Source organism: Oleiagrimonas citrea (assembly GCF_012395255.1).
GTDB classification, from domain to species: domain Bacteria; phylum Pseudomonadota; class Gammaproteobacteria; order Xanthomonadales; family Rhodanobacteraceae; genus Oleiagrimonas; species Oleiagrimonas citrea.
This window is the reverse complement of sequence record NZ_JAAZQD010000001.1, coordinates 778170-803995: the sequence shown is the minus strand read 5'-3', so window position 1 is coordinate 803995 and position 25826 is coordinate 778170. Positions and strand designations below refer to the sequence as shown.

Sequence of the window (25826 nt, the reverse complement as noted above, 5' to 3'; positions counted from 1 at the left end):
TAAAGAAAAATATCCCAAGAGCATAGCACGGAGGCGGGTTCGGCGACACCCCCGCCAGGCGGTATGACGCCTGTCATGCGCGGCGGATGATGGCGGCGACTGCCAGTCCGGGGCACGGATCGCCATCATGGCGACCAAGGAGGGCAATCCCATGAATACATCCGCATCCTGCGTGGCCGCGTTGCGCGGCGTCTGCAAACGTTACGGCCGCGTCGAGGCCCTGCGCGGCATCGATCTGGACGTCCGGCCCGGCGAGCTGCTGGCCGCGCTGGGGCCGAACGGTGCCGGCAAGAGCACGTCCATCGCATTGCTGCTGGGGCTGATCCGGCCCGATGCGGGACGGGTCGAGCTGTTCGGCATGGATCCGCAGCGCATCGAGGCACGTCGGCGTATCGGTGTGATGCTGCAGTCGGCGGTGCTGCCGCCGACGCTGCGTGTGCGCGAATTGCTGCGTTTGACGGCCAGCTACTACGCGAATCCGCGAAGTCTGGCCGACAGCGCCACGCTGGCCGGCATCGAGGATCTGCTGGAACGCCCGTACGGCAAGCTGTCCGGCGGCCAGCAGCGCCGCGTGCAGTTCGCGCTGGCGTTGTGCGGACGGCCGCGGCTGCTGTTTCTGGACGAGCCGACTGTGGGCATGGATATCGAAGCCCGGCAGCGGTTGTGGTCGGCCATGCGCGCCCTGGTCGACGAGGGGTGCGCCGTCGTGCTGACCACGCACTACCTGGAGGAAGCCGAGGCGCTGGCCGATCGCGTCAGCGTGATGGCGCGGGGGCGCGTGATCCACGAAGGCACGGTCGACGACTTGCGCGCACGGGTCGATGTGCGCCGCATCCGCTGTGTCACCGCGCTGACGTGTGAGCAGGTGCGGGCATGGCCGCAGGTGAGCGATGCGCAGTTGCACGAGGGGCGTCTGCAGATCGCCACGGTCGATGCCGAGGACGTGGTGCGTCGGCTGCTCTCGGCCGACGCCGATCTGGCACAGCTGGAAGTGCAGCGCGCCGGGTTGGCCGAAGCCTTCACTGAACTGACCCGTGACGCCGAGGCGGCGCACGCCGAGACCGAACGCGAGGTGGCCTGAGCATGAACATGTCGACGACATCCACGTTTCCGCAGACGGACGGCGTCATGACGCCGCGCCGCGTGGCCGGTGCCTATCTGGCCGAGATCCGCAGCGAATGCCTGCGTTATCTGCGCAACCCCGGCTTCATGCTGCCGCTGATGCTGTTCCCAGCGGTGTTCTACCTCATGTTCGGCGTGCTGATGAACCACGGCCATGCGGACGCAGCTCGGTATCTGTTGGCCAGTTACGGTGTGTTCGGCGTGATGGGGCCGGGATTGTTCGGTTTCGGCGCGTCGCTGGCGCTGGAGCGCGATGGCGGTTTGTTGACGCTCAAGCGCGCGCTGCCGATGCCGCCCGGCGCCTATCTGCTGGGCAAGATGGCGATGGCCATGGTGGTCAGCGGTCTGGTGATGGTTCTGATGCTGCTGCTGGGCGTGTTCGCGGCGCATGTGCCGCTGAGCGGCGCGCAGATCCTGGGGCTGCTGGCGCTCGGCGTGTTCGGCGTGCTGCCGTTCTGCGCGCTGGGCATGTTCGTGGGCACGCTGATCAAGGGGCAGGGCGCGCCGGGACTGCTGAATCTGGTGTACTTGCCGATGGCCTTTCTGTCCGGCCTGTGGTTCCCGCTCAGCGCCATGCCATCGTGGCTGGCCGCCATCGCGCCGGTCTGGCCGAGCTATCATCTCAACATCATCGCCCAGCGCGTGGTGGGTCTCTCGGATGCGCCGGTGCTGGCGCACGTATGGATCCTGCTGGGCGTGGCTGTCGGGTTGTTGTGGCTGGCCTCGCGCCGCCTGCGCCGCCACGGCTGAAGTAGCATGTCCATGGAGTGGAGAGAGGAACCGATCATGCTGCCAGCTTTTCTGCGTCCGGCGCCGGATTCCATGGCACTGCAGTTTCGCCGCTGCGGCGGCAATCCGCGGCTGCATGCGCTGAACCTGCTGTGGTCGCTGTGGGTCTTCGTGACACCGCTGGTCAGCACAGTGCATGCCAGTTTCTGGTGGTCGGTGGCCATTGGCTATCCCTTGTTCGTGCTGCTGTTCGCGCTGGTCCATGTGCGTCCGCAGCGCGAGGTGAACATCTATGTCGCGGGGATGGCGATGCTGGCCATCCTGTCCCTGCCGTACAACCCGTCCGCGTGGAGTTACACGGTCTTCGCCTGCGTGTATGTCCCGTACGAGGGGTCGTTGCGCGCGACAGGGATGCGCATCGCCATGATCGTGTCGGTGACGCTGCTCGAAGCCTGGTGGGTGGGGATGCCCTGGTTCGCCATGGTGCTGATGGTGGCGGTCTGCGTCAGTGCCGCCTCGGGCAGTCTGGCCGGACGCCTCAACATGCAGAAGAACGCGGCGCAGCGGCTTTCGCAGGACGAGGTGCGGCGATTGGCGGCGACCGCCGAACGGGAGCGCATCGGGCGCGACCTGCATGACCTGCTGGGGCACACCCTGTCGCTGATCACGCTCAAGCTGGAACTGTCGCGCAAGCTGTTCGATCGCGATCACGAAGCGGCCCGGCGCGAACTGGCCGAGGCCGAAGGCATTGCGCGTAACGCGCTGGCCGAGGTGCGCGCGGCGGTGACCGGTATCCGCGCCACCGATCTGGCGGCGGAGCTGGCTTCGGCGCATCTGATGCTGGAGACACGCGGCGTGGTCATGCGCTACGAGCCGCCGGGCCGTGCGCTGCCGGCCGACGTCGAGACGGTGCTGGCGCTGGTCGTGCGCGAGGCGGTCACCAACATCGCGCGGCACGCCCACGCTACACGTACGGATGTGGAGATGAGTGTGGAGCGGAGTGTGTTGAATTTGTGCATTCGCGACGACGGACGCGGCGGTCTGGATGCGTTCGGCAACGGTCTTGCCGGCATGCGCGAGCGCGTGGAGGGTCTGGGCGGTACCCTGCGCGTCGATTCGCCACGCGACCGGGGCACGACGCTGCACGTCACGGTGCCGCTGCCGGCGCGTAATGCTGCGCCGCGTGCGGACACGCCAGTCGAGGCGATGCCGACGCAGTTGACGGGCACGCCGCAGGGAGGATGGTCATGATGCGCGTTCTGCTGGCCGAGGATCAGGCCCTGGTGCGCGGCGCGCTGGCCGCGCTGCTGAATATGGAATCGGACATCGAGGTGCTCGACTCGGCCGCCGACGGCGAAGCCGCCTGGCGCGAGATACAGCGGTTAAAGCCGGATCTGCTGGTCACCGACATCGAGATGCCGGGACTGACCGGTCTGGAACTGGCGCAGCGCATCCAGCGGCACGAGTTGCCGGTGAAGGTGGTGATCGTGACCACCTTCGCCCGTCCAGGATTTCTGCGGCGTGCGCTCGATGCCGGTGTGCTTGGGTATCTGCTCAAGGACGCGCCGGCGGAAAAACTGGCCGAGTCGTTGCGCATGGTGCATCGCGGCGGTCGCGCCATCGATCCGGAGCTGGCTGTCGAGGCCTGGTCCGAGGCCGACCCGCTCAACGATCGCGAGCGCCAGGCGCTGCGTCTGGCCGGTGAGGGGCTGTCAGCCGGAGATATCGCTGTACGCATGAATCTCTCGCACGGCACCGTGCGCAACTACCTGTCCGAGGCCATCGGCAAGCTCGGCGTCGGCAACCGCATCGAGGCCTACCGTCTGGCGCGGCAGAAAGGGTGGCTTTGAAAAAGGCGTAACCATGCCGGGGCGCATGGACGGGCGCGACTGCGCCGGGCACGTTCCGTACGGCGTCCATCCCCCGTTCGCATTGCGGTACGCCCAATGGTCGTCATCCCGGTGCACGTCGGGATCCAGTGTCTTCGTCGCCCCGTCGAGCAGGCCGGCCCCGGCATGCGCCGGAACGACGCTCGGGTATGCTTTGCGGATTCCGCCGCTGAATTCGTTTGCCGTGAAGAAGTCCGATTTCCATTTCGACCTGCCGCAGCACCTGATTGCACAGGCCCCGCTGGCCGAGCGTTCGGCCAGTCGCATGCTGGTGCTGGATGTGCCGAACACGCGTTGGCAGGACAGCAGCGTGCGCGCGCTGCCCGATTTTCTGCGCGAAGGCGATCTGCTGGTGTTCAATGACACCCGCGTGCTGCCGGCGCGTCTGTTCGGGCGCAAGGAGACTGGCGGCGCGGTGGAAATTCTGCTCGAACGCGTGACCGGCACGCACGAGGCGCGCGCGCAGATGCGCGTCAGCAAGAAGCCGGCGCCGGGCAGCCGCATCCTGCTCGACGATGGCACGCCGGTCGAGGTGCTCGGCCGTGAGGATGCGTTCTTCCGCCTGCGCTTCGACACCGAAGAGCCGCTGGAAAAGGTGCTGCTGCGCGTCGGCCATATGCCGCTGCCGCCGTATATCGAGCGCGACGACAGCGCCGAGGACGCCGAGCGCTACCAGACCGTGTTCGCGCGCGAACCGGGCGCCGTGGCCGCGCCGACTGCAGGCCTGCACTTCGATGACGCGTTGCTGGATGCGCTGCGCGCGCGCGGCGTCGACAGCGGTTACGTGACCCTGCACGTGGGCGCCGGCACGTTCCAGCCGATGCGCGCCGAGCGCATCGAAGACCATCACATGCACCGCGAATGGCTCAATGTGGGCGCCGAGCTGATCGAGAAGATCCACCGCACCCGCGCCGCAGGCGGCCGCGTCATCGCCGTCGGCACCACCGTCGTGCGCGCGCTCGAGAGCGCCACGGTCGAGGGCGAGCTGCACCCGTTCGCGGGCGAGACGCAGATCTTCATTTTCCCCGGCTACCGTTTCACCAGCATCGACGGGCTGCTGACCAACTTCCACCTGCCCGAGTCGACGCTGCTGATGCTGGTGTCGGCGCTGGCCGGTCGCGAGTTGATGCTCGACGCCTATCGGCATGCGGTGGAGGCGGAGTACCGGTTCTTTTCGTATGGCGATGCGATGCTGATCCTGCCGCAGGGTGCTTGATCCGCGCTGCTTGCGTTGCTTGTTTAAGTGCAGTTCCGACCGGCTGGCGCCGGCCGAGTAACTTCTCTTTGCTTGTCCAAAGAGAAGTTACTCGGCCGCCGAACTGCGGTCGAAACCCTAACTGCAACCTGCAACTCCATCGGGCTAGTCCAGTAGACCTCCGGGTTCCGAGATCTGAAGGCTATGGTCGGCAGGCAAGTCTGTTTGGGAACAGAAATGCACCCACATGCCGAAGACCACATGACGAACCGCCCGTGCCCCGCGATAATGCCCCGATGCCTTCCCTGAAATTCGACCTCCAGGCCACCGACGGCGCGGCCCGCCGCGGCCGCATGACCTTCCCGCGCGGCACGGTGGAAACCCCCGCGTTCATGCCCGTGGGCACCTACGGCACCGTCAAGGCGATGACGCCGCGCGATCTGACCGAGATCGGCGCGCAGATGATTCTCGGCAACACCTTCCATCTGTTCCTGCGTCCGGGGCTGGACGTGATCGGCGATTTTGGCGGCCTGCATCGGATGGTCGGCTGGGACGGTCCGATCCTCACCGACTCGGGCGGTTTCCAGGTGTTCTCGCTGGCGCACAAGCGCAAGATCACCGAAGAGGGCGTGACGTTTGCCTCGCCGGTGGACGGCTCGAAGGTGTTCCTGTCGCCGGAGGAATCGATGCGCATCCAGCACGTGCTGGATTCCGACGTGGCGATGATCTTCGACGAATGCACGCCATACCCGGCCACGGAGAAGCAGGCGGCGGACTCGATGGAGCTGTCGCTGCGCTGGGCCGAGCGCTCGCGCCGCGCGTTCGATGAGCTGGGCAATCCCAACAACCTGTTCGGCATCGTCCAGGGTGGTGTGTACGAGGCGCTGCGCACGCGATCGGCGCGGGGACTGGTGGACATCGGCTTCGACGGCTATGCGGTCGGCGGACTGGCCGTGGGCGAGCCGGAGGACGAGCGCAACCGCACACTGGAGCACACCGTGCCGCTGCTGCCTGCGGACAAGCCGCGCTACCTGATGGGCGTGGGGCGTCCGCAGGACATCGTCGAGGCGGTACGCCGCGGCATTGACATGTTCGATTGCGTGATGCCGACCCGTAACGCCCGCAACGGGTTCCTGTTCACCCGCACCGGTACGCTGCGCATCCGCAACGCGAAGTTCGCGCGCGACACGCGGGTGATCGAGGAGGGCTGCGACTGCTACACCTGTCGCAGCGGTTTCAGCCGTGCCTATCTGCGCCATCTGGACCGCTGCAACGAGATGCTCGGCAGCCATCTGGCCACCATGCACAATCTGCGCCACTACCAGCGCCTGATGCAGGGGCTGCGGGACGCCATCGCGGCAGGCGGGCTGGAGGATTTCGTCGCCGATTTCTACGCCGCGCTGCGTTCCGGCGCGGACTGAGCGGCGGAACGGCCCGGACCCGCGACCGGAACCCGGCGGCGTGAGCGCGGTCGCATGTCCGGGGCGACCGCTTCCATGCAACGGGGCGGTGCACGTGGCATAATCCGGGGTCTTTTTACCGGTCCGGAAAGATTTCCTTTCCACACCGCAACTTGCGAGAAAAATTATGAGCGTTTTCACTTCCGCAGTGTTCCTGCAGGGCGCCGCGGCCGGCGGCAGCGCCGGTCAGGCGGGTGGCGGCATGGGCTTCATCATCATGATGGTGGTCCTGTTCGGCCTGATGTATTTCATGATGATCCGTCCGCAGATGAAGCGGCAGAAGGAGCATCGCGCCATGGTGGCGGCCCTGGGCAAGGGCGACGAAGTGGTCACCAATGGCGGCCTGGCCGGTCGTATCGCCGAGATGGGCGAGTCGTTCGTGACCGTCGAAGTGGCCGAAGGCGTGCAGATCAAGGTGCAGCGCGCCGCGATCGCGCAGGTGCTGCCCAAGGGCACGCTGAAGTCGTCGTAAGAAGGGGAGGGTCGGCGCGTGCCGGCCAGAAGCAAGCGCTGGAACGACGGGTTCCGGCATCCATTGGAATTTAGGCATGAGTGATTTCCCACGCTGGAAATACGCGCTGGTGGTGGTGGTTCTGCTGCTGGGTCTTCTGTACGCGCTGCCGAACGTGTTCGCGCCGCAGCCCGCGGTGCAGATTTCCGCGAATCGCGGCGCCCGGATCGATGCGTCGATGCAGGACAAGGTCGAGAGCATCCTGAAGAAGGACAAGCTGACCTGGGACAAGATCAACATCACCGGGGACAGCAAGCAGGAAGGCAGCCAGCGCATGCTGGTGCGTTTCCACAGCGATGACGTGCAGACCAAGGCGGTCGAAGCGCTCAAGGACGGTCTGGGCAACCAGTACGTGGTGGCGCCGAACCTGGCCAGCACGGTGCCTTCGTGGCTGCGTTCGCTGCATGCCAATTCCATGCCGCTGGGCCTGGATCTCCAGGGCGGCGTCCACTTCCTGATGCAGGTCGACCAGAGCGGTGTGCGCCAGCGTCAGGAGCAGGTGTACACGGGCGATGTGCGTCAGCTGCTGCGCGAGAAGAACATCCGCTATCTGTCGGTGTCGCACGGCGGCAAGGGCGTGGTGGCGGTGCTGCGTTCGGAGGCCGATCGTTCGGCGGCCACGGATGCCATCGGCGCCGAGTACCCCGATCTCGACATCAGCAACGGCCCCAGCACCGGCAACCGCTTCGTGCTGGACATGCAGATCAAGCCGGACAAACTGCGCGAGCTGGCGCAGAACACCATCCGCCAGAACCTGTCGACGCTGCGCAACCGCGTCAACGCGCTGGGCGTGTCCGAGCCGCTGGTGCAGCAGCAGGGCAACAGCCGCATCGTGGTCGACCTGGCCGGCATTCAGGATACGGCTCAGGCCAAGCGCATCCTCGGTGCGCAGGCATCGCTGGAATACCGCGCCGGTATTGCCCAGTATCCCGACCAGCGTGTCATCGATGCGGTGGAGAAGGGTATCGTTCCGCCGGATGCGCGTTTGTACTACGGCAAGGCCTGCCCGCGCGGCTGCCTGCTCAGCAAGCAGGTCATCGTTACTGGCGATGAATTGACCAACGCCAATTCCGGCTTCGATCAGCAGCAGGGTTCGCCCGAGGTGCAGGTCACGCTGAACGCGGCCGGCGCCAAGCGCATGCGCACCTTCACCGAGTCCAACGTCGGCAAGCCGATGGCGGTGGTCTACATCGATCACATCCCGCAGACCAAGATGGTCGATGGCAAGGAAGTGCACAGCTTCAAGACCAGCGAGCGCGTGATTTCCTACGCCACGGTCAATGGCGTGTTCGGCCGCCAGTTCTCGACCACCGGTCTGGACAGTCCGAAGGAAGCGTCGGATCTGGCGCTGCTGCTCAAGGCCGGTTCGCTGGCCGCGCCGATGACCTTCGTCGAGCAGCACGTGATCGGACCCAGCCTGGGACGCGACAACATCCGCAAGGGTGTCAGCGCGGTGATCCTGGGTCTGAGCCTGGTGCTGCTGGCTGCGCTGATCTACTACAAGCTGTTTGGCCTGGTCGCCGACATCGCCCTGGTGCTGAACCTGGTGCTGCTGGTGGCGGTGATGTCGATGATCGGTGTGACCCTCACCATGCCGGGCATCGCCGGCATCGTGCTGACACTGGGCATGGCCATCGACTCCAACGTGCTGATCTGCGAACGCGTGCGTGAGGAACTGCGCAACGGTTCGACGCCGCATGCCTCGATCCGCGCGGGCTACGAGAAGGCGTGGGCGACGATTCTCGACGCCAACGTCACCCATCTGCTCGCGGCCATGGCGCTGATGACCATGGGCTCGGGCCCGATCCGCGGCTTCGGCGTGACGCTGTTCATCGGCATCCTGACCTCGATGTTCACTTCGGTGACGGTCACGCATGCGATCACGGCACTCATTCACGGTCGGCGCAAGCTGAAGACCCTCTCCGTCTAAAGGCCGGGAAGCTCCATGGAAATTTTCAATCACAACAGCAACGTCAACTTCCTTGGCCTGCGCAAGATCTCGATCGTGCTGGCCGTGTTGTTGATGCTGGGCTCGGTGTTCGTGATCGCCACGCGCGGTCTGAACTACGGCATGGACTTCACCGGCGGCGTACTCGTCGAGGTGAGTTATTCCAAGCCGGTGCAGATCGCCAATGCGCGCGCAGCCTTGACTTCGGGCGGCTTCAAGGAGGCCGTGGTACAGAGCCTGGGCAACTCCACCGACCTGTCGATTCGCCTGCAGCCGAAGGCCGACCCGGACGCGGTCAAGGCCGGCGGAAAGATGGATGCCGCAAAGGTCGCCAAGGACGTGCTGGCCGCATTGAAGGCCAAGCGCAGCGACGTCAAGCTGAACCGCGCGCCCGACTTCGTCGGTCCGCAGGTCGGCGCCGAACTGCGCACCAGCGGCATTTATGCGGTGATCTTCGTCATCATCGGTATCATGGGCTACCTGTGGATCCGCTTCGAGCGACGCTTCGCCATCGCCGCCGTAGTGACCGAGGTCCACGATGCGCTGGTTACCGTCGGTATCATCGCGTTGACCGGGCGCCAGTTCGACCTGACCGTGCTGGCCTCGGTGCTGGCCGTGGTCGGCTACTCGATCAACGACAAGGTCGTGGTGTTCGATCGCGTGCGCGAACTGTTCCGTCTGGCGCGCAAGGCCGAGCCGGAGGAAGTGCTGAACCGCTCGATCAACAATACGCTGTCGCGAACCATCATCACTTCGCTGTTCACGGCGATCACCATGGCCGCACTGTACTTCTTCGGCGGTCCGGCCGTGCACGGTTTCGCCATCACCATGCTGATCGGCATCCTGATCGGCACGCTGTCCTCGATCTTCATCGCCAGCCCGATCCTGCTGTGGCTGGGCGTGTCGAAGAAGGACCTGATGCCGGTGACCAAGGACAACCCGGAACTCGCGCGTCGCCCCTGACGCTCGCAGCTCCGCCGAAACATGCAAAGGGCCCGGTCATGCCGGGCCCTTTGTGTATCCGCGATGCGCGTCAGCCGTCCTTGAGCGTTTCCGGCGAGACGAATTCGTACCCCATGCCCTGGATACCCTGGACCAGTTTCTTGAGCTGGTTCAGCGGCAGGTAGGGATGGAAGAAGAAGCTCTGCACGTTGTCCTTGATGACCGTGTTCCGCTGCGCACTGGCAAGAATGTCCTGCACCGAGCGTGGCGGATGGTGGTTTACCTCCACCGGTTCGACGTTGCCCAGGCTTTCCGGCAGGACAATGGAGCCGAAGATATCGCGCACGGTGTACGGGAAGAACTGTCCGTAGATGCGCGTGTAGTCCGGCGTGCCGCTTCCGCAGGCGCCGTTCGGGCACCAGCCGGCGGCGTACAGAGCGCGGTCGTAACGAACGCCGAAGTTCTGCTGCACGACCTGGTAGTCGATGGCCGAGCCCGCGTAGTGCGGGAACTCGAAGATGGTCGGTGTCGGCAGACCGGATGCCGCGAACTCGGCGAAGGCGGCATCGATGCGGAGCTGCGTCCAAGCGGCCGAGTCCTCTGCCGGCGGCGCGTCGTAGATCACGTAGTCGTCGGCGCTGATGTGCGAGCGATAGAACTCGAAATCATCCGCGCTGACGCCGCTGTACGGATTGGGGATGTCCTGATACTGATGCGTGTAGCCGTGCATCAGCAGGGTGCCGCCGCGTTCGACCATGTACTGCAACGCGGCGCGCACGCGGCGCGACTGGCGTGCGGACATCGGCTGACTGACCGGCACACCGTCGTTGTAGACGCCGTTCGGATCGAGGTAATGCGTGTATACCGCCACGCTGAAGGGCACGCCGCGGCTGTAGAGGTAGTCGGCGATACGGCGTAGCCGGTTCGGACTGGCATCGGGACCGACGTCCTCGATGCGCACCAGCGCGCGATTGCGATCAGGCATGTTCGGATCGGCCACCTGGCCGATCAGATCGACGGCGGCGAGGTAGCGGTCATCGGAACCGACATAGCTGAAGGGGATCTCGCCGATGTAGGTGAAATGGCCGGAACGGGTGGCCCAGGGCGAGGTCACGCCATTGCTGTCGGTGATGGTGGCGATGGCCTCGGCCATGGTCGGGTCGAGGATCGACGTCTGAAGCAGGCCGGAGGGAACCGCCAGTGCGCTGCGGGTCAGATCCACGCCTTTGTAGGTGACCGTCAGGGCCTCGTCGAAGTTGTAGAACAGCGGCATCCAGCCGAAGCGCGTGCCGAAATCGCCCGCGCGCTGGCTGAGCTGCCAGATGTTGCTGTTCATCCACAGCACGGGCTTGTCGGTGGCCAGCACATCATCGAGCAGGGCGGTCGGCAACGGTTCGTCGTAGGTCGAGCCGATATAGATCATACCCGTATAGCCGTCCATTTCTCCGGCGACGTAATCGATGGCCGGATGCATGGTGTAGCGGCTGGCGTGCGAGACCAGGTTGCCGGTCTGCACCGCATAGGCTTCGCCGAGCCAGGCCCAGGCGCCGGTGCTGTCGTACAGGATCAGCGTGTTGCGTTCGGCATCCGCGCCGGGTGCGGCGGCAAAGAGCGTCGGCACGGCGGCCGGCAGCACCGAGGGCGAGAGCAACGCGGCGAAGGTTTGCGGCGTCGGCATCTGCAAGCGCGATGCGCTGTCGAGACTCGGACGGCTCGTCGGAAGCGTCGCGCTGGACGGCGCGGGAGGCGCAGGCAGCGTGCGGTCGGCGATGGATCCGCCAGGAGCCAGTGGGAGCTGGATGCTCGGTTTGCCATGCGAATCGTGCGGTGCCGGTCCGGCCAGCGCCGGTGTGGCGAGGAACAGGGTCAGCGCGGTCAGCCACACGGTGTGCATGACCTTGCCTGGTGTGCGGAGAGGGGAGTCTGAGCCAGACATGGGGATGTCCTCATCGAGCTTGTGTGGGTGTCCCGCTCGGGTGGTGTGCGATGGCGATTCGCGTTCCTCGAGAGCGGAATCTCGTGTCTGAAAAGTGTGCTCCACAAAAGCCGTCTTGGCTTTACCCCCGTTGGATATAGAACGATTCGACAGGCGAAATAGCGCGCCGAAGCGCGGATACTCGATATCCCCTCCGAACGATTTGGAGGCTTAGAAAAGATCGGTGTTTCGTGCCACTGCATGGCTGCAATCAAAAATGCGAAGGAGTCGCCGGAACGCCGTGAAAGCGAGTTGACCGGGACGTCATGGGGGGAACGAATACCTCATGAGGAGGCAAACGCCATGCATGACATTCTGATGGTTTCGGGAACGCGTCCGGAGGTGATCAAGCTCGCGCCGCTCTACCATGCGTTGCGCGCGACATCCTGGGCGCGTCCCTGCTGGCTACACACCGGACAGCACGACGCGATGGCGCGGCAGATGCACGGCTGCTTCGACATCGTGCCGGATCTTTCCTTGAATCGCGGCGGCGAAAGTCTGACCGAGTTCAGCGCCGGTTGCCGACTGCAATTGGACGCAATTCTGGCTTCGCGATCGTGGTCACTGACCGTGGTGCAGGGTGATACGGAAAGCACATATCTCGGCGCCCTGACTTCGTTCTATCAGCACGTGCCGGTGGCACATGTGGAAGCCGGGCTGCGCACCGGCAATCTTCAGCGGCCGTTTCCGGAAGAGGGACTGCGGCAGATGATCAGTCGCATCACGCGCTTCCATTTCGCGCCCACCGATCGTGCCGCGGCTTCGCTCCACGAGGAAGGCATTCCGTCGCCGTTGGTGACAGTCACCGGCAATACGGTGGTCGACGCGCAGCATTGGGTGGTCAAGCATCGGCGCATCCGGCGCAGCGTTCGCGGGCGCGGTCACCTTCTGGTCACGGCGCACCGACGCGAGAACTGGGGCAGCGACATGGAAGCTATTTGCCGCGCAGTCGCCGAGGTGGCGAGACGGCATCCGGACCTTCCTGTGCACTTCCCGGTGCATCTCAATCCGGTGGTGCAGCGTCCCGTGCATGCGATTCTCGGCGATCTGGACAACGTCCTGCTGACGCCACCGATGGACTATCTGCAGATGCAGCAGGCACTGGTTGATGCATGGCTGGTGTTGACCGATTCGGGCGGCCTGCAGGAAGAGGCGCCGACCTTCGGCGTGCCGCTGCTGGTGCTGCGCAACGAGACCGAACGGCCCGAAGCGATCGAGCGCGGTTGCGCGCGACTGGCCGGCACGCAGAGCGAGCGCATTGTGGCGCAGGTCGAGGCGCTGTGGAACGACCGCGAGGAATACATGCGCATGTGCCACGCCGGGAATCCATTCGGCGACGGACATGCTTGCGAGCATATCGAGCGGGTCCTGCATGACGCATTGCGTGTCGCGGAGACTGCGCCCATGGCCACGGTCGCATGAGCCATCAAGGAGGCGTGACATGTCACTGGTGGATGTCTTCTCGACCTACCTGTTCGGCCTGAGCCTTGTCGTCATCGTGGTCGCGCTGCTGATGCTCATCAGCGGTCTCGACGACCTGTTCATCGACCTCGTGTACTGGTTTCGGCGCGGTTGGCGTGCGCTGACGGTGTACCGACGTTCCGAGCGGATGGACTACCGCACCTTGTACGAACCGGACGAGAAGCCGCTGGCGATCATGGTGCCGGCCTGGCAGGAAACGGGCGTGATCGGTCACATGGCCGAACTGGCGGCCACCACGCTCGATTACGAGAACTATCACATCTTCGTCGGCACCTATCCCAACGACGAGGCTACCCAGCGCGATGTGGACGAAGTCTGCGCGCGGTTTCCCAATGTGCACAAGGTGGTTTGCGCGCGCCCCGGGCCGACCAGCAAGGCGGACTGTCTGAACAACGTGCTCGACGCGATCATGCGGTTCGAGTCGCAGGCGCGCATCGCCTTCGCCGGCTTCATATTGCACGACGCCGAGGATGTGCTGTCCGCGATGGAGTTGCGTCTGTTCAACTATCTGGTCGCGCGCAAGGATCTGATCCAGGTGCCGGTGTATCCATTCGAACGGCAGTGGGCAAACTTCACCAGCCTGCACTACCTGGACGAATTCGCCGAGCTGCACGGCAAAGACGTGCCGGTGCGCGAGGCGCTGGCCGGTCAGGTTCCGAGCGCGGGCGTCGGCACCTGCTTCAGCCGACGCGCGGTGCTGGCGCTGATCGAAGAGGGCAACGGCATCGCCTTCGACGTGCAGAGCCTGACCGAGGACTACGACATCGGTCTGCGGCTGAAGCAGCGCGGCATGCAGGAAGTCTTCGTGCGCTTCGCCGTGGGCGCCGCGAATGCACGGTGCGGGCGGCCGCGTCACTTCGGCGACAGCCGGCGGGAATCGAGCGTGATCTGCGTGCGCGAATATTTTCCCGACCGGCTGAGCACGGCGGTACGGCAGAAGTCGCGTTGGATCATCGGCATCGTCTACCAGGGGTTCCGCACCCACGGCTGGACCGGCAAGCCGGTGCTCGACTATTTCCTGTGGCGCGATCGCAAGGGCGCGCTGAACAATTTCGTCAGCTTCGCCGCGATGCTGATTCTGCTGCAGCTGGCAATTCTTTGGCTGGTGCAATTGCTGTGGCCGGCATCGCCGAAGTTCCTGTCCATCTTCACCGGAGGCTGGTGGTTCCATGCCCTGCTGATGGCCAACCTGCTGCTGATGGCGAACCGCATGCTGCAGCGCGTGATCTTCGTCTCCGGGTACTACGGGCTGGTGCAGGGGCTACTGTCGATTCCGCGCCTGCTGTGGGGCAACCTCATCAACTTCCTGGCCAACTGCCGCGCGATCATGCAGATCATTCGCTGCGGCGATCCGCGCCGTGTGGCCTGGGACAAGACCACGCACGATTTCCCGAGCCTGGGCGGCGCGGGACGCGGACTGCGGGCGCTGGAGGACATCCTTGTCGCGCAGGGGGCCTTGAGCAAAACGCAGATATCGCAGGCCACACGCGATCGCATCGACGGCCTGCATCTGTACAGTTCGTTGATCCACGCTGGGTTGGTGCGCCCCGAACAACTGGCGGAGCCGATGGCTGAGCAGTTCGGTGTGCCGTGCGAATCGATCGATGCGCGCATGATCGATCCCGCGACCATCGCCTGCATGCCCGCGCACGTTGCGCTGCACTACGCCGTGTTGCCGCTGCGGGTCGAGGAGGACGAACTGGTGCTGGCCAGTGAGGCCTACATCGATCCCGTCTCGCTGGCGGCCTTGGCGCGCAAGCTCGATCGGCGCGTGCGCTATGTGCTGGCGCACAAGGGGCAGGTCACGGTCGGTCTGCGCCACTGGCATGCCCGGGCGGGGGATGCGGCCGGCATCGAGGCGCTGGATCAGGCCGTACGCTCGGGGAGAATCCGCCGCGAGCAGGCCAGTGCGTTGTGGGAACGCTATGTCTCGCACCAGGTGATGCTGGGCGAGGTGCTGGTCGCGCGGGGCTATCTGGACGAGATCGTGCTGCGTGCGATGTTGCTCAATCACGCCCGCAGCGAACAACGGCTTGGCGACTTCCTGGTCGAGCAGGGCGCGATCGATCCGGACACGCTACGTCATGCGTTGGCGATGCAGGCGGCTCTCCAGCCGCAGATTGAGGACATGCTGAGCGATTTCCATGCAACGCACACAGCGCGAACGCCGCTGGCTGCAGGAGCACGAGGATGAACGTGCGTCGGCTTTCCGCATGCATCGCGCTGCTTCTGGCGGCTGCGGCCGCCAGCGCCCAGACGCCGACCGCGCCGGCGGCGGCGCAATCGGCATCCGGTCGCTACGATGATGTCAGCGCCTACCGGCGTTTTCTCATCTATCCGCATCAACAGCGAGCCCATGAAGCCATGCGCCGCGGCGACGCCGCGCGGGCGATTGCCGAGTTCGAGCATGCGCGCTCACTGGCACCGAAGAGTGTGGGCACCGCGCTGGATCTGGCGACGGCCTATCAGCGTTTCAGCGAAGCGTCGCGTGCGCGCGGCGTGCTGGTCCGGCAATTGCTGGATACCCCGGATGATCCTCGCCTGGTGGCCGCGTTGCAGGCTCTGGATGCCGCGACCGCGAAGACTGCGGTGAACTGTGCACAGCATGATTCGGCGACCTGTCGCGCGCAGCGCGGCTTCGAGGCGCTGCGTGACGGTCGGTTGCAGGCTGCCGAGCGGGAACTGGATGCGGGCTACTTCACGCGCAGTCCGGAGGGGCTGGCTCTGCGGCGTTCGTTGGCGCAACGCGCTATTCACGATGGCGACATGGCGCTCGCCGCGCGCCAGTTCGAGGTGCTCGAACGTCAGGGCGCGCTCAGTCGCGCCGAAGGCGAACAGTGGTTCAACGTGCTGCTGGTGCTGGACCGTCCGCAGCGTGCGCGGGAGTTGCAGCAGCGCAGCGGTCTGGATGCGGCCACGCAGCGTCTGGCGCTGGCGCAGTTGCTGGCCCGACGCGGCGATCTGAATGTGCTGGCCGGCTACCTGCGTACGGGCGCTCCCGAGTTCGAAGACGAGACACAGGAAAAACAGTGGATCTACTTGCTGCAGAAGGTGAGGCGTCAGCAGCCCTCGCTGATGCGCGCATATCAGCCGCGCACGGCGGCCGGGCGTCGGCTGCATGCGGGGCTGCTGTTGCCGCAGGCGATGCACGCCGAGCAATGGTCGCTGGCCGAGCGCATGCTGCGGCGTCTCCCGGCGAACGGTTTCCGCGAGCAGCGTTTCGAGGTCACGCTGCGGCAGGGGCGCTATGACGAAGCGCTGGCGCATGCACGGGCCATGCGCGACGCTCCAGGCGGGCAGGCTTCACTGGATGTGTCCAGCTATCGATTGCTCGATGCCGGAGCGGAGGCGCAGGCGGTTGCGCTGTTGATGGAATCCTACCCGTTCGCCACGGCGCCCGATCCCGATCCACTGTTCGCTCGCCTGGCGTTGCTGGCCGGTTCACGGCCGAGCCTGATCGATGACGCGGCGCGCGTGCGGTTGCGCACCCCGCTGTCTGACGCCCGCCTTCGCGCGGGGCAGTTGCGTGTCTGGGTGGCGCTACAGGATTGCCGGGGGTTGCGTGCGACGATGGGCGGACTGCCCGGCGATGCGCCGCCACAGGCGTGGCGGGCGCTGGGTGACTGCTACCGCGTGGGACACCCCGGTCTGGCGCAGCACGCCTACGCACAGGCCTATCGCCTGCAGCCGGATGCCGAGACCGCGCGCATGCTCGCCTATCAGGCGTTCGCCGCGAAGGACATGAACACGGCCATGGGCATCTGGCGCGACATGACGCCGGAACAATTGCGTGACGAGGATCTTCTGGCCGCGGCGACCACGGCGCTGGAGGCCGGCCATCGCGAGGAGGCGCGTACGTGGTTGCAGACGTATGCCGAGCGCGAAGCTGCGTTGGGCGACCGCTACTGGTGGCTGCGTGCGCGCGCCGAACCGGATGCGTCGCCGGCGGCGATCAACGCCATGCAGCGCGCCATCGCACTGCGGCCCGATCCGGACTACTACATGGCGCTGGCCGACGCGCAGCAGCACAGCGGCCATTCGGAGGCAGCGCTGGATGCGTTGCTGGAGGCGCAGGGAATGATGCCGCAGAACGCCGTGCTGGCCCGTCGCATTGGCTATGTGCACTTGCAGCGCGGCGCGATCGGACCGGCCATCGAGCAGTTCGAGCGCGCGCGCGAGGCGATGCCCAGCGACGCCTCGCTCATCCGGCAGCTGATGTATCTGAACCAGGAGCGCGGCGATCGCAGCGCGGCGCGGCATTACGCGGCACTGGCCATCGATCGTCTCGATGCGCAAGGTGGTCAGGGGCAGGACGTCGCGCAGTCGCAGCAGCGTTTCGCGCTGCGACGCCTGCACGAGGACCTGGGGCGCCGCTGGAGCTTCGATGCCGATCTGATTCTGGGCGACACGATCAGCTCCGCGTCCAATCCGATCGCGCCGGGCGTATCCTACCGAAGCTACTTCCAGGCCGAGGCGCAGTATCGCCTGGACGATGCCTGGCGTAGCGAGCGCAGCGGAGGTCTGTCGGCCTATGCGCGCGTCTTCGCCGGCAGCGGCCGCGGCGGAGACGTGTGGCCGACGCATACGCCGATGCTGGGCGTCGGTCTGCACTGGAAGCCGTGGCGCAGGCATAACGCGGTCTTTTCGCTGGAGCAGCAGGCACCACTGGACAACCATCCGGACACGCGCAGCGACACCATGGCGCGCTTCAGCTATTCCACCGCGTTCCGCGATCGCTACAACCAGGACTGGCGGCCGGGCACGCGCTGGTGGGCGACGCAGAATCTGTACCTGGACCTGGCGCACTACTTCCGCAGCACGCAGACCGCCGTCACCGTGGATTACCGCGTGAGTGTGCATCGCCGTCTTGCCGCCGGCCAGACGCTGGAGCCTTACGCGCACGCGCAGTTCAATGGCCTCGACCGCGCCCACGGCGCCGGCTTCGGACGCGACGTGCGCGTCGGCGTGGGCGTGCGCTGGAACGTCTGGTACGGCGAAAGCCGGTACGACGCCTACCGGCATCGCTTCAGCATCGGCGTCGAAGTCCAGCATGCATTCACCAGCTATCTGCCGGAGCGCAACGCCGTGTATCTGACCGTGGGGAAACACTGGTGAGCCGGCGCCTTGTCCTGGTCGCGCTGTTCGCGTTGGCGAGCTGCATCCATGTTGGTGCCTGGGCGGCACCCAAGGTGCTGTTCTATCAGCCGCAACGCGCCGATCTCGCCGTGCCCGATGCGGACTGGCCGAAATTCTTCCAGCGCATTCGCGCGATGGGCTTCGACACGCTGGCCGTGCAGTGGGTGGCCTATGGCGATGCCTTCACGGGCAAACGCGAACGCAGCTGGCTGGCGAACAGATTGCGCGAAGCGCGTGCGTCGGGGTTGAAGCTGGTGCTCGGTCTGGGCGCCGATCCGCAGTTCTTCACGCGGCAGAAGGCGCCGCCGGAGCAGCTTGGCACCTACTTTCGCGAGCTGGCCGAGACGGATCGCTCCCTGGCGCGGACCTGGCTGCGGGAACTGGGTTCCGACGCCGTGCTTGCGTGGTACCTGCCGATCGAAGTCGACGATCTGCGCTGGCGGGAAGGCGACGCGCGTGCCGTGTTGCTGGAACACTTGCGTACCGAGGTGCGCGCCTTGCAGGCCTTGCACCGGGCGCCGGTGTATGTGAGCACGTTCTTCGCCGGACACATGGCGCCGGAGGCCTATGCGCGACTGCTGCGCGAGCTGGATGCGACCGGCGTGCGCGTGTGGGTGCAGGATGGCGCGGGCACTGGACGGCTCACGCATCATGAGCGCGCGTTGTACATGGCGCCATTGCAGCGCTGCAAGGCGCGTCTGGCGCATGGTGTGGTGTACGAGCTGTTCGAACAGACATCCGGAGACGAACGCTTCGCGGCGCGGCCGCTGGCCGCCGATTCGATCCGCGAGGCCCTGGCGCAGCAGGCGCCGTGCGACGGCGACAGCGTGTACTTCGAGATGCGCTACCTGCCGGGCATGCAGCGCATCCGCGAGGCCGATCGCAAGGCGGCGGGGTTCGCGCCGGAGATGCACAACGGCTGGGCGGACAGCCCCTGAATCAGTTGCGCAGCATCGCGTCCAGCGCGCGCAGGCGTTCGGGCGTTCCGACGTCGGTCCAGCGACCGACATGATGCTGACCGTCGATGCGCCCCTCGCGCATGGCTGCACGTAACAGCGGCGCCAGGGCGAAGCGCGGCGGTTGCATGGCCGCACCGTCTTCGTCGCCGATCACGCGCCGCCAGTCGTCGAGCAGCTGCGGACGGTACAGACCGATGCCGGCGAATGTCAGGCGCGGTTCGCCTTCCTCGTGCATGCGCCCCTCCGCGTCCAGCCGGAAGTCGCCCGCAGGGTGGAACGGCGGATTGTCGACCAGTACCAGGTGTGCGAGGTCGCGTGGCGAAGCGGGTAGCCGCGCGAAGTCGAAATCGGTCCAGACGTCGCCATTGACGACCAGGAACGGTGCGTCGCCCAGGCGGGGCAGGGCGTGCAGCATGCCGCCGCCGGTTTCCAGCGGCGTGTCGCCTTCGTGGGCGTAGTGGATGCGCAGGCCCCAGCGCGTGCCGTCGCCCAGCGCCGGCGGGAACTGTGCGCCCAGGTGCGCGGTGTTGATGACGACCTCGCGCACGCCCAGGGCGGACAGTTTTTCCAGATGCCAGACGATCAGCGGCTTATCGCCTACGGGCAGTAGCGGTTTGGGCGTGCGGTCGGTCAGCGGCCGCATGCGCGTGCCGAGACCGGCGGCGAAGATCAGTGCGCGCACGTCAGGTCGCCGCCCTGACGCGGGCCTGCGCGACGTCGCGGTCGCCGACGGCGCGGCGCAGCAGTTCGCAGAAGTCGTGCAGCTCCGGGTAGCGGCCGGCGACGTCGAGCACGTAGTCGAGCACGCGCGGCAGGTCGTGCAGATAGCCGTCCTTGCCGTCGCGGTAGTGCAGGCGGCAGAAGATGCCCAGTACCTTGATGTGCCGCTGCAGACCGATCAGGTCGAACCAGCGCCGAAAGCGTGCCGCGTCGACGTCGGCGTCGAGATGTCCCGCCTGGCGCCATTGCAGCCGGCATTGTTCGGTCCAGGCTTCCACGTGTTCGCGGTCCCAGACGATGTAGCAGTCGCGCAGCAGTGAAGCGAGGTCGTAGGTCAGCGGCCCGACGAGTGCGCCCTGGAAATCGATGATGCCGGGGCTTCGGTCGGGCGTGACCAGAAGATTGCGGCTGTGGAAATCGCGGTGCACGAACACACGAGGCTGCGCCAGGGCGCTGACCACGAGGTGGCGGAAGGCCAGTTCCAGCACGTCCCACTGTCCGCAGTCGGGCGTCAGGCTCAGATGCCGTTCCAGGAACCAGGTCGGCATCAGCTCCATTTCCCGGACCAGGAACGGCTCGTCGTAAGGCGGCAGGCCCTGCGGATCGACGCCGGTCTGCATGCGCAGCAGCGTCTCCATGGCCTCGCCGTACAGGGCGTCGACGTTGTCGTCGGCGAGTACGTCCAGGTAGTGCGTGTTGCCGAGGTCGCTCATCAGCACGAAGCCCTGTCCGGCGTCGTCGGCCAGCACTTCCGGCGTGTGCAGGCCAGCCGCACGCAGGCGGCGGCCGATGTCCAGCCAGGGCGCGATATCCTCCTGGCCGGGCGGGGCATCCATCACGATCAGGCTGCGCCCGCCGCTGTGCACGCGGTAGTAGCTGCGGAAGCTGGCGTCGGCCGAGGCGACCTCCAGCGTGGCGTCGTCGTCATCCAGCGCCCTGCGTGTCCAGCGGGCGCATTGGCGGCAGCGTTCGGTGTCGGGAAGGGCGGGCATGGGGCTTCGCGGAGCGGTAATGGGGACGAGGATAGCGTTTCGCACCGATGCTGCCGAGTCCATGCGTCTCGACCGGGGCGCGCTTCATGTACTCTTGCCACTTTCAGCGAAGGATGCGCCATGCAAAGGTCTGAAAAGTCACGTATCGCGATCGTCGGTCTCGGCTACGTCGGCCTGCCGCTGGCGATCGAGTTCGGGCGGCAGGACGAGGTCCTGGGTTTTGACATCCGGGCCGAGCGCGTCGAGGAGCTGCGCGGCGGCCGCGACCATACGCTGGAAGTTGATGCCGAGGAACTGGCCTCGGCGTCGGGACTGCGTTTCAGCGCGGATCGCGAGGACCTGCGTGCCTGCAATGTCTTCATCGTCACCGTGCCGACACCCATCGACGAGGCGCAGCGTCCCGATCTCACGCCGCTGCGCGAGGCCAGCGCCATGCTCGGTGCCGTGCTCAAGGCCGGCGACGTGGTGATCTACGAGTCCACGGTGTATCCGGGCACCACCGAGGAAGTCTGCGTGCCGATTCTGGAGCAGGCGTCGGGGCTGCGTTTCAACGAGGACTTCGCCTGCGGCTACAGCCCCGAGCGCATCAATCCGGGCGACCGAGAGCATCGCGTCAGCGACATCCGCAAGATCACCTCCGGCTCCACGCCCGAGATCGCCGCGTTCGTCGATGCACTGTACAACCGCATCATCCGCGCCGGCACGCATCGGGCCGAGTCGATCCGAGTGGCCGAGGCCGCCAAGGTCATCGAGAACGTGCAGCGCGACGTCAACATCGCTCTGGTCAACGAGCTGGCGATGCTGTTCCACCGCCTGGGCATCGACACCCAGCAGGTGCTGGCAGCGGCCGGCACGAAGTGGAATTTCCTGCCGTTCCGCCCCGGTCTGGTCGGCGGTCACTGCATTGGCGTGGATCCGTACTACCTGACCTATCGCGCCCAGGTCAGCGGCTACCATCCGGACCTGATCCTGGCCGCGCGCCGCATCAACAGCGGCATGGGGCGATACGTCGCCAATCGCGTGATCCGCCTGCTGTCCCAGCGCCGCATGCATATCGTCGATGCGCGCATCCTGGTGCTCGGCATGACGTTCAAGGAGAACTGCCCCGACCTGCGCAACACGCGCGTGGTCGATGTGATCCACGAACTGAAGGACGCGCATGCCTGTGTCGAGGTCTACGATCCCTGGGCTGACGCCGAGGAAGCGCGCACCGAGTGCGGCATCGCGCCGGTGGCCGAACCGCAGGCGGGCGGCTACGATGCCATCATTCTGGCCGTGGCCCATCGCCAGTTTGCCGAGTTGGGCGCCCAGGGCGTACGCGCCTTCGGCAAGCCGGGCGCGGTGCTCTACGACGTCAAGGGACTGTTCCCGGTCGAGGATGTCGACGGCCGGCTCTGACTGCATTCAAGAACGGAAATGTTGTACGCATGAATGACCTGATCCCTGTTCTGCTGTCCGGTGGTTCCGGTACGCGGCTCTGGCCGCTGTCGCGCGAGGGTTACCCCAAGCAGTTCCTGGCGCTGTCCGGCGAGCACTCCATGCTGCAGGCGACCTGGTTGCGCGTGGCGCCGATGATGGCGCAGGGCGCGCCGCTGGTGGTGACCAACGAGCGGCACCGCTTCATGGTTGCCGAGCAGTTGCGACAGGTCGGCTGCGAGCCGTCCGCCATCGTGCTGGAGCCGGCTGTCCGCAACACCGCGCCGGCCATTGCCGCGGCGGCCCTTCAGGCCACGCGCGAGGGTGCGGATCCGCTGCTGCTGGTGCTGCCCTCCGATCACGTCATCGCCGACGAGGCGGCGTTCCGCGAGGCCGTGCAGGCGGCGGTGCCGCGCGCGGAGGACGGCGCGCTGATTACCTTCGGTATCGTGCCGAGCTCGCCGGAGACCGGCTATGGCTACATCAAGGCCGCGCCGGGCGAGGGCGTGCGCGCGGTCGAGCGCTTCGTCGAGAAGCCGGATGCGGCCACGGCCGAGCAGTACCTGGACTCCGGCGCGTACTTCTGGAACAGCGGCATGTTCCTGTTCCGCGCCTCGCGTTATCTGCAGGAGCTGGAGAAACATCGGCCGGAGATACTGTCGGCCTGTCGCGACGCCTTCGACAAGGCCGCGCGCGATTGCGATTTCCTGCGTCTGGACAAGGACGCCTTCGAGGCCTGTCCGTCCGACTCCATCGACTACGCGGTGATGGAGAAGACCGATGCCGCCGAGGTGCTGCCCATCGAGGCCGGCTGGAACGATGTCGGTTCCTGGGCCGCGTTGTGGGAAGTGGCCACGCAGGACCGCGACGGTAACGCGTATCGCGGCGACGTCATGGCCGTCGATTGCCGCAACAGCTACGCCTGGAGCGAGCGTCGCCTGGTGGCGATGATCGGTCTCGACGACACCGTCGTGGTCGACACCGACGACGCCCTGCTGGTCGCGCGTCGCGATCGCGTGCAGGAGGTCAAGCAGATCGTCGAACGCCTGAAGGGCGATGCGCGCAGCGAGGCCGTGCTGCACCGCAAGGTCTACCGGCCGTGGGGTTCCTACGATTCGGTCGATATGGCCGAGCGCTTCCAGGTCAAGCGCATCACCGTGAAGCCGGGGGCGTCGCTCAGCCTGCAGATGCATCACCATCGCGCCGAGCACTGGATCGTGGTCAGCGGCACCGCGCGCGTCACTCGCGGCGAGGACGTGTTCATCCTCGGCGAGAATCAGTCGACCTTCATCCCCGTCGGCACCAAGCACCGCCTGGAGAATCCCGGCAAGGTGCCGCTGGAGTTGATCGAGGTGCAGTCCGGCAGCTACCTCGGCGAGGACGATATCGTGCGCTTCGAGGACATCTACGGGCGCAGCAACGGCTGACGCGCATGAGCGCCGTGAGCGGTCGCCCCCGGCGCTGCGTGCTCAGCTCAGGTTGTACCCGCGCTCTTCGTGCAACGCGAGATCGAGGCCGAGCTGCTCTTCTTCCTGGTCGACGCGCAGTCCGATGGTCCAGCCGATCAGCTTGAGGATGACCAGGGTCAGCACGCCGCTCCAGACGACGGTAAACGCGACACCCTTGAACTGGATCCACAGCTGCGACCACGGGCCGGCGATGTCGCCGTAGCCGCCGAATGCCGCAGCGGCCAGCGGGCCGGTGAGCAGGGCGCCGACGATGCCGGCGACGGCGTGCACGCCGAATACGTCGAGCGAGTCGTCGTAGCCGAGCTTGCGTTTCAGGCTGGTGGCGGAGAAGAAGCAGATGATGCCGGTGACCAGGCCAAGCACCAGTGCGCCGCCCGGTCCGGCGGTGCCGGCGGCGGGTGTGACCGCGACCAGGCCGGCGACCGCACCGGAGGCGATGCCGAGCATGCTCGGGCGGCCGTGGCGCAGCCATTCGGCGACCATCCACCCCAGCGCGGCGGCGGCGGTGGCAATCTGCGTGACTAGCATGGCCATGCCGGCCGAGCCGTTGGCGGCGACTGCCGAGCCGGCGTTGAAGCCGAACCAGCCCAGCCACAGCATGCTCGCGCCCATCAGGGTGTAGCCGAGGTTATGCGGCGCCATCGCCACGTGCGGGTAGCCGTGGCGCTTGCCGATCACCAGGCAGGCGACCAGTCCTGCGATGCCGGCGTTGATGTGCACCACGGTGCCGCCGGCGAAGTCGATCACACCCCAGCCGCCGAGCAGCGAGCCGGGTCCGCCCCAGACCATGTGCGCCATCGGCACGTAGACAATGGTGAACCATAGGCCGACGAACCACAGCAGTGCGGTGAACTTCATGCGCTCGGCCACCGCGCCGACGATCAGCGCCGGGGTGATGATGGCGAAGGTCATCTGGAACATCACGAACACGCTGGTCGGCACGGTGCCGTACAGGCTCGACGGCTGGATGCCGGCCAGCATGGCCTGCTTGAGGCTGCCGATGACCGAGTGCAGGTTCACGGTGTCGGCGATCATGCCGGTGGTGTCGAAGGCCAGGCTGTAGCCGTAGACGACCCACAACACGCTGACCAGGGCGGTGATGGCGAAGCACTGCATCAGCACCGACAGCACGTTCTTGGCCCGCACCATGCCGCCGTAGAACAGCGCCAGGCCGGGGATGGTCATCATCAGCACCAGGAAGGTGGCGGTGAGCATCCAGGCGGTGTCGCCGGTGTCCAGCGTGGGCGTCGGAGACTGCGCCAGCGCGGCCGGTGCGAGTGCGACGAGCAGCGCGAATAGCAGCGCGCGGACGGGGAGGGAGCGGCGTTTCATGGCATGTCCTCGGCGTGCGCTCACAGCGCGTCGATGTCGGTTTCGGAGGTGCGGATGCGGATCACCTGTTCGAGGTCGGACACGAACACCTTGCCGTCGCCGACCTTGCCGGTGCGCGCCGCGCCGACGATCGCTTCGATGGCTCGCTCCAACTGCTCGTCGCTCAGGGCGATCTCCAGTTTCAGCTTGGGCAGGAAATCGACCACGTACTCGGCGCCGCGATAGAGCTCGGTGTGGCCCTTTTGTCGACCGAAGCCCTTCACTTCGGTGACGGTCAGTCCCTGCACGCCGACTTCGGCGAGTGCTTCACGCACGTCGTCGAGCTTGAACGGCTTGATGATGACGGTGACCCATTTCATCGTTGTTCCCCGGTGGCGGTAGCGTCTGCAGCCGCTCTTGCACGAGGTGTGCCACGCATCTCAATCCATGAAATCAATGGCTTGCGGTGATCGTCGCGCGGTGCGCAACCGATTTGCACCATGCTGTGCGCACCGTCGGCGGATGCTTGCACCAAGCTGGGGCGGAGTTTCGATTGACCCGTGCAGGCGC

General features: G+C 66.1%; 20 protein-coding genes. 15 read left to right on the top strand and 5 right to left on the bottom strand.

Annotated features, from left to right (window positions below):
* Positions 1 to 151: 151 nt before the first annotated feature.
* The 9 genes from HF690_RS03560 (at position 152) to secF (ending at position 9817) form a co-directional block, all read left to right on the top strand.
* Positions 152 to 1081, top strand: a complete 930-nt coding sequence (locus HF690_RS03560; RefSeq protein WP_168608445.1) for an ABC transporter ATP-binding protein — start codon at positions 152 to 154, stop codon at positions 1079 to 1081.
* 8 nt (positions 1082 to 1089) lie between these two features.
* Entirely contained in the window at positions 1090 to 1872 is a 783-nt protein-coding gene (locus tag HF690_RS03555) for an ABC transporter permease (protein WP_425495901.1), read from the top strand.
* Positions 1873 to 1908: 36 nt separating this feature from the next.
* On the top strand, positions 1909 to 3102 hold the full coding sequence (locus HF690_RS03550) for a sensor histidine kinase (RefSeq protein WP_240151537.1): 1194 nt from the start codon (positions 1909 to 1911) through the stop codon (positions 3100 to 3102).
* Positions 3099 to 3701, top strand: a complete 603-nt coding sequence (locus HF690_RS03545) for a response regulator transcription factor (protein ID WP_168608443.1) — start codon at positions 3099 to 3101, stop codon at positions 3699 to 3701. The genes HF690_RS03550 and HF690_RS03545 overlap by 4 nt, the downstream gene beginning before the upstream one ends.
* Before the next feature lie 223 nt (positions 3702 to 3924).
* Positions 3925 to 4956, top strand: coding sequence for a tRNA preQ1(34) S-adenosylmethionine ribosyltransferase-isomerase QueA (gene queA / locus HF690_RS03540; RefSeq protein ID WP_168608442.1), 1032 nt, complete (start codon positions 3925 to 3927; stop codon positions 4954 to 4956).
* Between the two features lie 275 nt (positions 4957 to 5231).
* A complete protein-coding gene (gene tgt / locus HF690_RS03535) occupies positions 5232 to 6356 on the top strand; it encodes a tRNA guanosine(34) transglycosylase Tgt (protein WP_168608441.1) in 1125 nt (374 codons plus the stop codon).
* Positions 6357 to 6522: 166 nt separating this feature from the next.
* Positions 6523 to 6867 carry a preprotein translocase subunit YajC gene (gene yajC, locus HF690_RS03530; protein ID WP_113065361.1) on the top strand — a complete coding sequence of 115 codons (345 nt, stop codon included), beginning with the start codon at positions 6523 to 6525 and terminating at the stop codon, positions 6865 to 6867.
* Between the two features lie 76 nt (positions 6868 to 6943).
* The gene (gene secD / locus HF690_RS03525) at positions 6944 to 8836 is read left to right on the top strand and encodes a protein translocase subunit SecD (protein WP_113065360.1); all 1893 of its coding nucleotides are present in this window, start codon (positions 6944 to 6946) and stop codon (positions 8834 to 8836) included.
* 15 nt (positions 8837 to 8851) lie between these two features.
* A complete protein-coding gene (secF, locus tag HF690_RS03520) occupies positions 8852 to 9817 on the top strand; it encodes a protein translocase subunit SecF (RefSeq protein WP_113065359.1) in 966 nt (321 codons plus the stop codon).
* 70 nt (positions 9818 to 9887) lie between these two features.
* Here the strand turns inward: secF and HF690_RS03515 are convergent, their stop codons facing one another.
* The gene (locus tag HF690_RS03515; protein WP_168608440.1) at positions 9888 to 11690 is read right to left on the bottom strand and encodes a DUF2334 domain-containing protein; all 1803 of its coding nucleotides are present in this window, start codon (positions 11688 to 11690) and stop codon (positions 9888 to 9890) included.
* Between the two features lie 384 nt (positions 11691 to 12074).
* Between HF690_RS03515 and wecB the strand changes: the two genes are divergently transcribed.
* From wecB to HF690_RS03495, 4 genes are read left to right on the top strand one after another with little or no spacing between them, the layout of a single operon-like run.
* A complete protein-coding gene (gene wecB, locus HF690_RS03510; RefSeq protein ID WP_113065357.1) occupies positions 12075 to 13193 on the top strand; it encodes a non-hydrolyzing UDP-N-acetylglucosamine 2-epimerase in 1119 nt (372 codons plus the stop codon).
* Between the two features lie 19 nt (positions 13194 to 13212).
* A complete protein-coding gene (locus HF690_RS03505) occupies positions 13213 to 15447 on the top strand; it encodes a glycosyl transferase family protein (protein ID WP_168608439.1) in 2235 nt (744 codons plus the stop codon).
* On the top strand, positions 15444 to 18368 hold the full coding sequence (locus HF690_RS03500; RefSeq protein ID WP_168608438.1) for an NfrA family protein: 2925 nt from the start codon (positions 15444 to 15446) through the stop codon (positions 18366 to 18368). Before HF690_RS03505 ends, HF690_RS03500 begins: the two co-directional genes overlap by 4 nt.
* Positions 18365 to 19327 (top strand): DUF4434 domain-containing protein, encoded by a 963-nt coding sequence (locus HF690_RS03495; protein WP_168608437.1) that lies wholly within the window; start codon positions 18365 to 18367, stop codon positions 19325 to 19327. The genes HF690_RS03500 and HF690_RS03495 overlap by 4 nt, the downstream gene beginning before the upstream one ends.
* 1 nt (position 19328) lies before the next feature.
* On the opposite strand, the gene murU is transcribed toward HF690_RS03495, so the two are convergent.
* Together murU and HF690_RS03485 are read right to left on the bottom strand one after the other, a co-directional pair.
* Complete coding sequence (gene murU, locus HF690_RS03490) at positions 19329 to 20030, bottom strand: N-acetylmuramate alpha-1-phosphate uridylyltransferase MurU (protein ID WP_168608436.1); 702 nt, start codon at positions 20028 to 20030, stop codon at positions 19329 to 19331.
* Position 20031: 1 nt separating this feature from the next.
* Entirely contained in the window at positions 20032 to 21060 is a 1029-nt protein-coding gene (locus HF690_RS03485; RefSeq protein ID WP_168608435.1) for an aminoglycoside phosphotransferase family protein, read from the bottom strand.
* Positions 21061 to 21180: 120 nt separating this feature from the next.
* Here HF690_RS03485 and HF690_RS03480 point away from each other — a divergent pair, with 120 nt between their 5' ends.
* Both HF690_RS03480 and HF690_RS03475 read left to right on the top strand, forming a co-directional pair.
* The gene (locus HF690_RS03480) at positions 21181 to 22458 is read left to right on the top strand and encodes a nucleotide sugar dehydrogenase (protein ID WP_113065351.1); all 1278 of its coding nucleotides are present in this window, start codon (positions 21181 to 21183) and stop codon (positions 22456 to 22458) included.
* A gap of 29 nt (positions 22459 to 22487) precedes the next feature.
* Positions 22488 to 23903, top strand: a complete 1416-nt coding sequence (locus HF690_RS03475) for a mannose-1-phosphate guanylyltransferase/mannose-6-phosphate isomerase (protein ID WP_168608434.1) — start codon at positions 22488 to 22490, stop codon at positions 23901 to 23903.
* A 42-nt stretch (positions 23904 to 23945) separates the two neighbouring features.
* Here the strand turns inward: HF690_RS03475 and HF690_RS03470 are convergent, their stop codons facing one another.
* Together HF690_RS03470 and HF690_RS03465 are read right to left on the bottom strand one after the other, a co-directional pair.
* A complete protein-coding gene (locus HF690_RS03470) occupies positions 23946 to 25277 on the bottom strand; it encodes an ammonium transporter (protein WP_168608433.1) in 1332 nt (443 codons plus the stop codon).
* Between the two features lie 20 nt (positions 25278 to 25297).
* The gene (locus tag HF690_RS03465) at positions 25298 to 25636 is read right to left on the bottom strand and encodes a P-II family nitrogen regulator (protein ID WP_113065345.1); all 339 of its coding nucleotides are present in this window, start codon (positions 25634 to 25636) and stop codon (positions 25298 to 25300) included.
* Positions 25637 to 25826: the final 190 nt, after the last annotated feature.